The organism is Rhodococcus sp. IEGM 1351 (assembly GCF_030056875.1).
In the GTDB taxonomy this organism is placed as follows: Bacteria; Actinomycetota; Actinomycetes; order Mycobacteriales; family Mycobacteriaceae; genus Rhodococcus_F; species Rhodococcus_F opacus.
On sequence record NZ_JASHKU010000013.1, the window covers coordinates 35,874 to 48,412 of the forward strand.

Consider the following 12,539-nt stretch of genomic DNA (forward strand, 5'->3'; position numbering starts at 1 on the left):
CACCGGACCCGGATGCTGGGAGCGAGTGCATCAGAGTCTGGATTTCGTCGCTGCCTCGGACAGGGCAGCGTCGCGTCGTTCGACACCCGCGCGCTTCGGCCGGAAGCCAGATCGAATACGAGGAGCCTCGCATGGCGAATCACGTGAACCTCACTTTTCACGGTGCTGCGAAGACAGTGACCGGCTCATGCATGGAGATCGAGTCGGAGGGCACGCGCATCCTGGTGGACTGCGGCCTGTTTCAGGGATCGCGCACCCTCGAGACCTTGAACTACGGTGCCTTCACCTTCGCGCCGGACACGATTGATGCAGTCGTTCTCACCCACGCGCATATCGATCATTGCGGCCTGTTACCCAAGTTGGTGGCGCAAGGCTTCGAAGGGCCGATCTTCTGCACCGACCAAACCTCCGACCTGCTGCAATACATGCTCGCCGACGCCGGGCGTATCCAGGAGTTCGAGGCGCAACACCGAAACCGACGACGCGATCGTGCCGGAGAGGCGACAATTACCCCGCTCTACACCGAACACGATGGGCTCACGGCGTGGCGGCAGACCCGTCCTGTGCCGTTGGAGGAATGGTTCGAGCCCGCTACAGGCTTTCGAGCGCGGCTGTGGAATGCCGGTCATATTCTGGGCGCAACATCGGCGGAGGTCGACGCCGGGGGCGTGCGCCTGCTCTGTTCCGGTGATCTCGGTCCTCAGTACAAGGCGTTTCACGCCGATCCGGAGGGTCCATCGGGGTTGGACTTCGTCATCTGCGAATCGACGTACGGCAGCCGAACCCGTGTGCGACTGAGCATCGACCAGCGGCGTGACCTGCTGGAAGAGGAGATCAACAAGGCCATTTCGCGTGGTGGAAATCTCGTGATCCCTGCCTTCGCGTTGGAACGAACGCAGGAACTGCTGCTCGACATTGCGTATCTCGCCGACGCGAACCGCATCCCCAACGTTCCGGTCTTCGTCGACTCTCCGCTGGCCAACCGCGCGACCAGCGTATTCGCCAGGCATGCAGGCGAGCTCGAGGATCTCGGGGGCAAGGACATCTTCCACCATCCCTCGATCCACTATGTCGATGATGCTTCCGCCTCGATGCGGATCAACAGCATGTCGGGGGTCATCATCATCGCGGCTTCGGGGATGTGCGAGGCGGGACGCATCCGCCATCACCTCGCACACAATCTGCATCGCCGGGATTCGACGATCTTGTTCGTCGGATTCCAAGCCCAAGGCTCGCTGGGACGCGTCATCCTCGAAGGCGCACGGCAAGTGAAAATTTCGGGCACCGACGTCAATGTGCGAGCGCATATTCGGCGGCTCGACAGCTATTCCGCCCACGCAGATCAGGCCGAACTGCTGGACTGGATCAAGGAGCGGAAGCCTATCTCGGGCAGCCTGTTCCTGACCCACGGTGAACCGGGGGCAATCTCGGCGCTGACCGAACTGGCGTCGGAAGACGACCCTTCCCTTTCGATCGTCACCCCGAACATCGGGGAAAGCTACCAACTGCAGTGCGGCACCCCCGCGAAGCTGATCGGCACCGCCCGCACAGATGCTGCGCAACTGATCGGGCGCGACTGGCAGAACGACTACGCCGACTTCGCGGTGAGCCTCAAGCGTCAACTTGCCCAGATCCCGGATCCGGTGAACCGCCAGAAGGCCGTCGCGGATTTGCGCAAAGTTCTGGAACGGTACGGAATGTGATGACCTTCTCCTCTACGGCGCCATCACGGCAGCGGCGACGATGGTGGGGACTCGATGATCCGCGTAATCCCGAGGAGACATCATGACCACCCGCCGCCCGATCGTCGCCGGAGTAGACGGATCGGAGTCGTCCCTCCAGGCCGTGTCATGGGCGGCGCACGAAGCCGCATTGCGGAATGCTCCGCTGACCTTGGTGACCACCATGTTCGTCCCCGGCGCCTACGGTATGCCGGTCGGGGTGCCTGCCAGCTTTTTCGAGGAGGAGGAACTCGAGTGCAAGGCGCGGCTCGTCCGGGCCGAGGAGGTGGCCGCCCGGGCCGTACCGGGGCACACCCTCGAGATCGACACGGCGTTCTGCATGGGCGCTCCCTCCGGTGAGCTGGTCGAGCGGTCGAAGTCTGCACTGATGGTGGTTGTCGGCGCGAACCGACACGGAATCATCGACCGCACCGTGCTGGGATCGGTCAGTGCGGCGGTCGTGACTCATGCGCACGCGCCCGTCGCTGTCGTGCGAGACCTGCCGCACACCGAGATCAACGACGTCGCAGGGCCCGTCGTGGTCGGTGTCGACGGCTCGGCGAACAGCGAGCCGGCGATCTCGGCGGCGTTCGAAGAGGCCGCATTGCGTCAGGTCGAACTTGTTGCGGTACACGCCTGGTCGGATGTCGAGCTGCACGCCCCGTTCCCCAGTGACGTCGACTGGACGCAGGTCGAAAGCCGCGAGGGGGCGATGCTGTCGGAGAGCCTGGCCGGTCGCGCCGAGGACTTCCCCGACGTGCAGGTCCGGCCGGTCGTGGTCATGGACCAACCTGTTCGGAATCTGCGCGAGCAGGCCGAGCGGGCGCAACTCCTGGTGGTCGGGAGCCGTGGGCGAGGTGGATTCGCGAGCATGCTGCTGGGCTCGACCAGCAGAGCCCTGCTACACACGGTGACGTGTCCCCTACTCATCGTCCGTTCAGTGCTCCCGAGTTCCGCGACGTAGGCCTGTCGGTGTCGGCGCGGGCCCGACGGCAGTGGTCGGACGACCTGGCAGGCGAAGCACGGGACCAGCGCGCCACGACCCGGGGCGAAACTGGAGGGATCACAAGGATTCTGGAGGAAGGTGGTGCCGATGACCGGACAGGCAGAGACGCACCGATACAGCTTGCTTCACTCCGCGATGGACGAATTGCTGGAGGGAACACGCGCCGTGACCCGCCTCATGGGAACAATGGGAGGCGAGGCGGTCAGCGCAATACCTGAGCCCGTTGCGGTGCCGGTGACCCGGATGCTGGAGTCGCTTCAGCAGTTGGTCGAGCTGGCCCCACCGTTGGTCGCGGAGTTCGACGTCCTGGTCGAGGAACTACACGCCCAGCGGTTGACAGTGCAGGCATTGCAGGCAGAACTGTCGGCTTTCGACCATCAGATGGAACTAATCGAGCAGGCACTGGCGCCCCTGCAGGGCTGGACCCATCAGTGGTCCCGTCTGCGTCAATCGCTGATCCGGACACCACACGCGGATGCACCGCAACCCGGCTTGCCGGAGAGCTGAGCACGGCCGATGTTCGGAGCCTGCGGCCGGACAAGCAATTACGTTCAGAGACTGCCTTTTCGGATGCCTCGGGCTGCGGTTCCTTCATGCGGAATGCCGGGAAGATCGGGGTGCAATCCTTCCTTGTGTTGTTCGGTGCGTTCGGCTTTGATCGTCATGTGTCCGTCGTGGACGCTGATGTCGACGTCTGTGGCGGGGTCGACTCCGGGGAGTTCGGCGCGCAGGGTGTAGCGGCCCTTGTCGAGGTGTTCCTCGACAAGGATCATGTGGCCTTCGAGGGAGGTCCAGGGGGGCATTCGGGTTCTATCGTTGCATACTGCGGCGCAGGGGGTGACAGCGTGGACGGGAGGTGTGTGGTGAACCATTCGCGGGCCAGTACTGCAGCCCGTTCGAGGGTGCCGGGTTCTTCGAACAGGTGGGTGGCACCGGGCACGATCTCGATCCGGCACATGCCCGGGATCACGGCCTGCGCGCGGCGATTGAGGTCGAGGACGGTTTCATCGCGGGAGCCGACGATCAACAGCGTGGGGGTTCGGACCTCGGTCAGACGCTCACCGGCGAGGTCGGCTCGGCCACCGCGGGAGACGATCGCCTTGATGTCGACGTGGGAGTCGGTGCCCGCGCGCAGTGCTGCTGCGGCGCCCGTGCTGGCCCCGAAGTATCCGATCGGCAGACCGACGGTGTCCGATCGTGTCCCGAGCCACCGGGTGGCCGCGACGAGCCGCTCGGCGAGGAGGTCGATGTCGAATACCAGCGTGCGGTCGCCTTCTTCTGCGGCGGTGAGTAGGTCGAACAGGAGGGTGGCAAGTCCGGCCCGGTTCAGGATCTGGGCGACGTAGCGGTTGCGAGGGCTGTGGCGGCTGCTGCCGCTGCCGTGGGCGAACACGACTATCCCGATGGCGTCTTCTGGAACGACGAGGTGCCCGGCAAGCCGGACCCGGCCCACGTCGACCTCGATGTCGTCGTCGCGAATCGGCGGATCGTCACCGGTGTCCGGTGCCGTGGCGGCGGGTTCTCCGAAGCCGCTGCGTGCACGCTGCAATAGTTCGGTCACGTCTTCGTCGGTGGTCTGGGAAAACTCGTAGTATCCCTGTCCGACAGCGGAGAATCCTTTCGGGGTCTGCATGCACACGACCTCGTCGGCGTCCTCGGCGAGGTCGTCGATCCGGCGCGGCGACCCTATCGGGACTGCGATGACGACCCGCGCGGCGCCCTGTGCGCGCGCGACCTGGCACGCGGCCCGCGCGGTCGCACCGGTCGCCACGCCGTCGTCGACGATCAACGCAATCCGTCCCCCCAGCGGGATCCGGCCGAACTCCTCCCGCACTCGTTCAGCGCGGTGACGAAGTTCCGCCAACTGGGTGCGTTCGACGGCGGCGATATCGGTGACGGTCAGACCGACCCGACTGACGACATCGGTGTTGATCACCCGTACGCCGCCCTCGCCGATCGCGCCGAAGGCCAGTTCGGGCTGGTACGGGACACCGAGCTTGCGGACCACGATCACGTCGAGAGGGGCGTGCAATGCCTTCGCGACCTCGAATGCGACCGGCACACCCCCTCGGGGTAACCCCAGCACCACGACGTCTCGTCCTCGAAACTCGCGCAGGCGTCTGGCCAGGCGTCGTCCCGCATCGGCGCGATCGGCGAATTCCATCAGAACCTCCTCGAGCCGGAACATTCTCAGCCCTGTTCCGAACCTACTTCCGTCCGACCCAGGCATTCCAGGGCCATTGGTCGCCAATCGCGGTCCTCAGCCGGCGCCGACCGGAGATGCCGCAACGTCACGTCGAGCGTGCCGGAGACGCTCCGATCAGTTCCAGCCACTCGGCGGCCCCCTGAGTGTCGGAGCCGCTCCGAAACCCGACGTATCCATCTGGTCGAACGATCACGATGCCGGTACCCGACCAGCTGCGAATTCGGTGGACCTGTAGCCGTCCGTCAGGCGCCGGCGGCATTCCCCACTGCGTGTCCCGATGTAGGAGCACCTGTACTGCCGGCGTCGCGATCAGGTCGTGCAGACGTTGCCGGCCGCCGTCGACGGTCACCTCCTCGTCCGGGATCCGCTCACCGGCCGGGGCGGCGACGCCGGAATAGCCGGACCCCTCGACCGACAGTGGACCGCGCCGATAGTGCCGGCGAAGCTGGGCGAGCACTCGCACCGCGTGCGCGACGAGCCGACGCCGCCGCAACAGCACCGGGACCAGCGGTGCCCCTGCGGAGGAGAAGGCGCCGCGTAGAAGCGACGGCACCCGACCGCGGCCGGCCTCGGCCCAGAACAGCACGTGGGTCAGCAGCAGCACCTGGTGGGCGGCGGGCCGACGGTCCTCCGCATACGACCGCAACAGGGTGGCGTCGCCACCGGGCCGGAGGTGTGCCGCGAACGCGAGTTTCCACCCCAGGTCGGCAGAGTCCTGGATACCTGTGTTCATGCCCTGGCCGCCCGCCGGGGAGAAGGCATGAGCGGCGTCCCCTGCGAGAAAGACCGGCCCGCATCGATACTGGGACGCGACGCGGTGCTGGACCGGTACCCGCTCCGACCAGGCGATCCGGGTGATGCGGGCATGCACGTCAGCCCTGTCGAGGATCTTCTGCAGGTGGTGTCGGTCGGTCGGGGCCTCCGCGCAGTTCGGGGGTCGGGCGGTGAGCACCCGCCAGCGAGCGGTTTCGCCCAGCGGCAGCAGGAACAGCAGCCCCTCACGGTGGACCGCGACGTGTGCGACGCCGGTCTGGACCTCACCGTCGAGTTCGACGTCGGCGAGGAGAATCTCGTGCGGGTACACCGACCCGTCCCAGGAGATGCCGGCCGTCGCGCGCACCGTGCTGGTGCTGCCGTCACACCCGACGAGGAACCGGGCCGCGACTTGTCGGCGGATGCCGTGATGCGTCACATCGCAGACGACTCCGTCGACTGCCCGAAAGGACTCGTACTGCGTCTCCCACTCCACCTCGACGCCACGGCCGCGGAGTGCTCGTCGCAGAACGGCTTCCACGTCGGCTTGCCGCACGAGCAGGAAATTCGGGAATGCGGTGTCCGGCAGCCGTATTTCACCCACGTCGACGGGCACACAGCGCCGACGCAGGTGGAGGTGCACCTGCGGGTTGGAGTCTCCGAGCGCGAGGAGTTCCTCGGTCACACCGTGCGGCCGCAGTACTTCGAGGGTACGGGACTGGACGAGGAAAGCCCGCGAGAATCGGGGTGCGTCGGGTCTGCGGTCGACGATGCGCACGTGTGCGCCGTGATCGTGAGCGATCAGCGCCGCGGCGAGTCCGGTCGGGCCTGCGCCGACGACGAGCACGTCGAGAGGCTGCCCGTCCGGCGCGGTCATCTCGGTTTCGTCTCCGTCCGGACGAGCCGCCACCACGCCGTGTCAGGCTGTGCGGTGCCCTCTCCTGACTCGGCGCGTTCGAGAACGTCGTCGCGAAGACGACCGGGCAAGATGCAGTATCGGATCGAGGACCGATGGCTCACCAGCGCGAGAGGCCACCACAACACCCGGACGTACTCCTCGGCGGAGCGTGCGCCGTCCCACTGGTAGAAACCGCGGTACCGGTCCTCTTCGTCCGCGGTGAGCCACAGCTTCGACACGAATCCGGGGAACCCCGCGAACAATGCTGTGTTGAGCAGGCTTTCGGCCCTGAACAGCGGGTGACCCCAGCCGTGGACACCGCGCAGTCGGAAGGAGACGACGAGGACCGCCGGATCGGGTGGAGACTCACCGCGCATGACGGTCTCGCGGTAGACGACTCCGGTGGTGCCGTCAGCGAAGGTCATTCTCCGGCCCCTGTGCCGTTTCGGTTGGTGAAGGCGGCGGAGGGCGAGGAGGTTCGCCGTACGCGCGGCACACCGGAACAATCGCGGCGCCGCAACCCGCAAGGGCACCGGTCGTGGTTCGGCGTCACGGATGGAGTGCTCTGCACCAGGATTGGAGACTGTCGTCGTCTCGTCCTCGCGCGCGACGGCCTCGCCGCCTCGCCCCTGATCCCGGTTCACGGCGGGGCGCCGAATGCAGGGCATGAACACCTCGGTGCGGGGCGCGGCGACTCCGGGCCCGTCCAGGTAGGACTCCCACGGGTCTCCGGACGGGACGTAGCCGTGCGCGGTGATCCAGTGTGTGGCGGCTGCGTACGCTGCGCCGACTCCCTTGTAGTCCCCGATATGGAGAGTGGTGGCGGCGCGACCCGCCGGTTGCGACGTCGGCTCGACTCGACCGCGGGCGGCGATGCCGCCGCTGAGGGGGAATCCGGCCTCGACGTCCCACTGCCCGTCCTCCGCCTGGCGGTACCGCGCGAACGGGGCACCGGTGACGTACCGGCCCTGCCGTTCTGCGACAGTGACCACCTCACCGAAAGCTGGCCCGAGAAAGTCCTCGATGTGGTCCAGACGGAGGCGGTCCCGCACCACGGCGGCCGGGTGCGCCTCGATCTCGACGAGTTCGACCTGGTATCCCATACGTCTACCCTCGCCGCTGCACGCGGGGCGGCGCGAGGGCCGAAGGTCCCCGACGGCGGACCCGGGTCGGATGGTGGGTCCGAGCGTGCCAACAGAGAGCTACCGGGCGGGGCCACAAGTCGATGCCTAGTGGCCCCTCGGTAAAGGACCAAGTCCTCTCGGCCGGCCCGCGTACACCGGGTGCGATGGAACATAGACACGGGAAGACACCCCACGACCCACCCCGACCAGGAGATACGTGCTGGCGCCCGGCTCGGCTGAGGGAGATGGGATCGATGCTGCTGTTGCACCTTCTCGGCGGCTTGACCGATGAGGAAGTCGACCTCGTTGTCGCAGAGGAACTCGAACTCCTCGGATGCCCTGCCTGACAGACCAGCTCACGGGCTCGCCCCGTTCGCACCGCACGGCCTACACATGGACGACCGGGACCGGTTGCTAGAACGCCGAGGGATAGGTCTCCGGTGTTTCGCCTTCAACCCAGAGACTTGTGCGTTCGAGGGGCTCGACCGCCCTGGTCGTGTCGATATGGATTACCGCATCGAACTGATCCGAGATCCGGGTGTGGAAGTAGTGACTCTGCCGCTCGGTCTCGGGTCGGTAGATCACCCCTATCGCCCGCTGCAGTCTCGCAGCCCGCAGTGTCCTCGCGGCAGCGTTCCCCTCGTCTGTGCGCACGAGGAAGGACGGCTCTCCGAGTTCGTGGAAGAGTTCCTCGACGCTACCGGGCAACGCCGGGCGCACTTCCTTGCGTTCGGCCGGTCCACCCCACTGACTCGCCGCGGTGACCGAACCCTCGAACGTGGTGAACCCGATCAGCCGACAGGCGTCGGGATACGCTTCCCGCACCAGTTGCCCCACGGTCACTTCGCCGTGGGTTCCGGCCTCGGTTGCGCGCGCGTCGCCGGCATGCGAATTGTGTGCCCACACCACTATCCGAGATGCTCTGCCCGAGTGCCGGTCGAGGTGCGAGACGAGGGCTGCCAGTGTCTGAACCATATGACGATCCCGTAGGTTCCACGAGGACACGCGGCCACTGAACATCGTTCGGTAGTAGCCCTCGGCATCGCACACACTCACCGCGTTGCGTTCGGCGTAGAACTGCTCGTCCTCGGCGGCCATTCCGTCGCGCCGAACATACTCGAGGGAATGGCGTTGCAGCTCGACGAGTTGTTCGACAGCCTGCTGCTCGCACGACTCCCCTGCACCGAATGCCGCTGCGTAGCCATATGATTGGCCGTCGTCGCCACTGAGGTGATCGAAGCAGGAGTAGCGGTCACGCGCACGCCGAGCGGCCGCGGGGTCCACCCGATCGAGGTATTCCACGACCTCACGCATCGATCTGTGCAGGCTGTACAGATCGAGACCGTAGAACCCCGTGAGGGTTCGTCCTTGCGCCCTCGAGCGGTCGTTGTGTTCCTTCAACCATCCGACGAAGTCCAGTACCGGGGCATTCCGCCACATCCAGGACGGGAACCGCTCGAACCCACGGAGAGCTTCTTCGGCGGTCGTGTCGTGACCACCACCGCGCACGTAGCGGTTGACGCGGTAGGCGTCCGGCCAGTCGGCCTCCGCAGCAATCGCCGAGAATCCCTTGTCCTCGACGAGCCGTTTGGTGATTTCCGCGCGCGCCGCATAGAACTCGTGAGTGCCGTGCGAGCTTTCGCCGATCACCACGATCCGGGCGTCACCCACCAGATCGAGAAGCACGTTGAGCGAGGGGACACCGTCCGGGGCATCGAGCGCCGCGATCCGTACAGCTGTTGCTGCCGAACCGAATTCGAGCGCCTTCGCATCACGAGCTGTCCCAGCGGAAGTGGGCGTGCGCAGAAGCGTCAGGACCTCGCTGTCGGTGACCTGTGCGAAGTTCCAGAACGACTCGCCGACTGCGTGGAAGGGAAACGGCATCGTTGCGCACACCACGTCGTCGACCATGGCGCTGAGGTCGCGGCAGGTGGACTCCGGTGCGGCGGGCACCGCCACCACGATCTGGGCAGGTTCCTGTCGGCGCAGTGAGTCGACGGCAGCGAACATACTCGCGCCGGTGGCGAGGCCGTCGTCGACGAGGATGACGATCTTGTCGGCGACGTCGGGAGGCGGTCGGTTCTCTCGGTAGACGGCTTCCCGTCGCAGCAGTTCCCGGCCCTCGCGATCGAGCTCCCGGCGGATCTGTTCCGGCGAGATTCGCAGGTCTCGTATCAAGTCGTCGTTGACCACCACGATTCCGCCGCTGGCCAGTGCGCCCATCGCGAACTCCGCGTGGCCCGGCACACCGAGCTTACGCACGACGAAGGCGTCGAGGGGGGCACCCAACGAGGCTGCCACCTCCCACGCCACGGGGATGCCTCCCCGCGCCAGCCCGAGCACGGTGACCTTCGGGTTGCCGCGAAAGCCTTCGAGGAGTCCTGCCAGGACCCGTCCGGCCTCCCGTCGGTCTTGAAAGACTTGCTCCGGCCGCTCCGCCGGCGTCGCTGTGGTCGCGCTCATGTCACCCTGCTTCCCAGTGTCCGGACGCGTGTGTATTCCGTGCCCCAGTTCGATCCTTGCGGCGTCGATCCGGGAGGGAACAGGGCCGAAGTGCCCCTCTCCGCGAACGACCACCACCCTTGACGAAATGCCCCAACTAGTGACCGTCGGCCCTACTGCCATGCCGCCCAGCCGCCTTCGATGTAGACGTACCCCTTCGTCGACGTCGGAGCCGTCATGCCTGCCGTGATCATTCTCGCCGTAGTCGTTTCACGCGGGCTTCTCCTTGCCCTCTCCATGCGTGTCGTGACTCAGTACGAGCGAGGTGTTCATTTCCGACTCGGCTGCGGATCGTGACGATGCCGATCCAGTCTCAGATTGCCCAGACCACGCTTTCGCCCCGAGCCGATCCAGAGAAACGGAAAATGGAATGAGTGACGCCGCCCATCATCCTCGTCACATCGTTGTCGGGATCGACGGTTCGCGCGGTGCGCTGAACGCCGCCGCGTGGGCGGCGGAAGTTGCTGCCCTTCATCGTGTTCCGTTGCGGCTGCTCTTCGTGCACGATCCCTCCGAAGGTGGGCGACGGGGCGAGGCACACCACGGGGAGCACGAGCGACAGAGAGCCCAGGACGCGCACATGCACCTCACCGAGGCCGCAGAAGTCGCCCGCCACGTCGCCGCCTCCGGACCCACGCGGCCCGGGACCACCGAAATCAGAATGGAGATGCGGGCGGGAACGTCCTTCACAGCACTCCTCGAGGCCGCGGACGCGGCCGAACTGCTGGTGCTCGGCGCCAGGAGCGACTCGTCCTCCGCACCCGCGTCGCTCGTGACGACCGCGGCGCTGATCGCACGCTCCGCCTGTCCAGTTGCGGTGGTCAGGCCTGGGTTTCGCCGCACCGGTGGGTCGATTGTGACAGGAGTACGGTCGGACGGCGAACCGGACGTCCTGCACTATGCATTTCGGCACGCACAACTGAGCGGGACCGTGCTGCGCGCTGTGCACTCCGTCGCGACCGGACCGAATTCGTCGATACCGGACCTCACCGCAGGTTCGGACGAGGCGCGAGATCGTCTCGATGCATGGTTGGCGCCGGAGAGGGGCCGCTTCCCCGAGGTCGTCGTGGACCCGATCACCACGGAGGCGCCGGCGGATGAAGTGTTGGTCCGCTACTCGTCGTCGGCCGAGTTGCTGATCGTCGGACGCGGTGTCCCCGCTGCACCGCGCGGAATGCTCGGCCGCACGGCCACGGGCGTCCTCATGCACGCGACGTGCCCGGTCATCTTTGCCGGTCCGCACCGCCGCCTTCGGTACGCAGGCAAGTGACCGTGGCACCCCACGACGGGCAGGCCGGGAGGACCGTGATGAGTCCCCTCCTGAGGATCGGCCGCGCACTGGGGGCCTTCGGGTTCGTCGTCGTTGCAGGCACGCTCGGGTATGTCGTCCTGGGCTTCGGCATTCTGGATGCGCTGTACCAAACCGTGACGACGATCAGCACGGTCGGGTTTCGTGAAGTCCACCCACTCGGTGCGGTGGGCCAGATCTTCACGATCCTGCTCATACTTGCGGGTGCCGGTACGGCTCTGTACACCTTCGGGGTAATCCTCGAAGCACTCATCGAGGGACATCTACGTCAGCACATGGAGCGTCGACGAATGGACAGACACATCAGCCGGATGACCGGGCACGCGATCATCTGTGGTTTCGGCCGGGTCGGACGGGCCGGAGCGCAGTACCTGGCCACGCTCGGGATGCCGGTCGTCGTCGTCGATCGAGATCCGGAGCGCCTCGGCGACCTCGACGTCCCGACAGTAGTCGGGGATGTCACTGACGACGAGGTTCTCGAAGCGGCGGGAATCGGCCGTGCCCACGCTCTGATCACGGCGCTCGACACCGACGCGGACAATGTCTACGTCACCCTCTCGAGCCGCGCGTTGCGGCCGGACCTGATCATCATCGCCCGCGCCCGCAACGACGGTTCGACATCCAAGCTGATTCGGGCGGGAGCAAACCGCGTCGTCAACCCTCAGCTCATCGGGGGGCGCCGGATGGGTGCCTTCGCGCTCCAGCCACACGTCGCCGAGTTCCTGGACGTCGTGATGCACGACGAGACACTGGACTACCGGATCGAGGAGGTCGAGGTCTCGGCTGGTTCGCCGCTGGCCGGGCGGACCCTGGCGGAAGCGGACCTCGCGGCGGCCACCGGCTCGCTGTTGATGGCGTTGCGGTCACCGACGGGGCAGTTCATTGCCAATCCCCCGCTGGAGCGACGTCTGGACCCGGGCACCATTGTCATTGCACTCGGAACGGCGCCGCAGCTCGATGCGCTCCGCCGCGAGGTCAAGCAGAGCGAGGGAATCGGCTCACCCTGAACGGTTTCCGGCC

10 protein-coding genes are annotated in these 12,539 nt (G+C 66.4%); 5 read left to right on the plus strand and 5 right to left on the minus strand.

Features of this window, described 5'->3' with window-relative positions; translation table 11 throughout:
- Positions 1-131: 131 nt before the first annotated feature.
- The 3 genes from QM806_RS22540 to QM806_RS22550 all read left to right on the plus strand — a co-directional run bounded on the left by QM806_RS22540 (position 132) and on the right by QM806_RS22550 (position 3,234).
- Positions 132-1,703 (plus strand): MBL fold metallo-hydrolase RNA specificity domain-containing protein, encoded by a 1,572-nt coding sequence (locus QM806_RS22540; RefSeq protein ID WP_283292915.1) that lies wholly within the window; start codon positions 132-134, stop codon positions 1,701-1,703.
- A gap of 82 nt (positions 1,704-1,785) precedes the next feature.
- Complete coding sequence (locus QM806_RS22545) at positions 1,786-2,685, plus strand: universal stress protein (RefSeq protein WP_283292917.1); 900 nt, start codon at positions 1,786-1,788, stop codon at positions 2,683-2,685.
- A 129-nt stretch (positions 2,686-2,814) separates the two neighbouring features.
- Positions 2,815-3,234 carry a hypothetical protein gene (locus tag QM806_RS22550; protein WP_005261688.1) on the plus strand — a complete coding sequence of 140 codons (420 nt, stop codon included), beginning with the start codon at positions 2,815-2,817 and terminating at the stop codon, positions 3,232-3,234.
- A 44-nt stretch (positions 3,235-3,278) separates the two neighbouring features.
- Here QM806_RS22550 and QM806_RS22555 read toward each other — a convergent pair whose 3' ends face one another.
- From QM806_RS22555 to QM806_RS22575, 5 genes are all read right to left on the minus strand, one after another.
- Positions 3,279-3,500, minus strand: coding sequence for an Hsp20 family protein (locus QM806_RS22555; protein ID WP_005261689.1), 222 nt, complete (start codon positions 3,498-3,500; stop codon positions 3,279-3,281).
- Positions 3,497-4,894 carry an alpha/beta family hydrolase gene (locus QM806_RS22560; protein WP_241769639.1) on the minus strand — a complete coding sequence of 466 codons (1,398 nt, stop codon included), beginning with the start codon at positions 4,892-4,894 and terminating at the stop codon, positions 3,497-3,499. The genes QM806_RS22555 and QM806_RS22560 overlap by 4 nt, the downstream gene beginning before the upstream one ends.
- Before the next feature lie 124 nt (positions 4,895-5,018).
- On the minus strand, positions 5,019-6,563 hold the full coding sequence (locus QM806_RS22565; protein ID WP_005261692.1) for an FAD-dependent monooxygenase: 1,545 nt from the start codon (positions 6,561-6,563) through the stop codon (positions 5,019-5,021).
- Positions 6,560-7,687 (minus strand): GyrI-like domain-containing protein, encoded by a 1,128-nt coding sequence (locus QM806_RS22570; RefSeq protein WP_265145955.1) that lies wholly within the window; start codon positions 7,685-7,687, stop codon positions 6,560-6,562. Before QM806_RS22570 ends, QM806_RS22565 begins: the two co-directional genes overlap by 4 nt.
- Before the next feature lie 435 nt (positions 7,688-8,122).
- Positions 8,123-10,171 (minus strand): erythromycin esterase family protein, encoded by a 2,049-nt coding sequence (locus QM806_RS22575; protein ID WP_283292920.1) that lies wholly within the window; start codon positions 10,169-10,171, stop codon positions 8,123-8,125.
- A gap of 409 nt (positions 10,172-10,580) precedes the next feature.
- On the opposite strand from QM806_RS22575, the gene QM806_RS22580 reads away from it, so the two are divergent.
- Complete coding sequence (locus tag QM806_RS22580; RefSeq protein ID WP_082359685.1) at positions 10,581-11,480, plus strand: universal stress protein; 900 nt, start codon at positions 10,581-10,583, stop codon at positions 11,478-11,480.
- Positions 11,481-11,518: 38 nt separating this feature from the next.
- Entirely contained in the window at positions 11,519-12,526 is a 1,008-nt protein-coding gene (locus QM806_RS22585; protein ID WP_167117877.1) for a potassium channel family protein, read from the plus strand.
- The last annotated feature ends 13 nt before the right edge of the window (positions 12,527-12,539 follow it).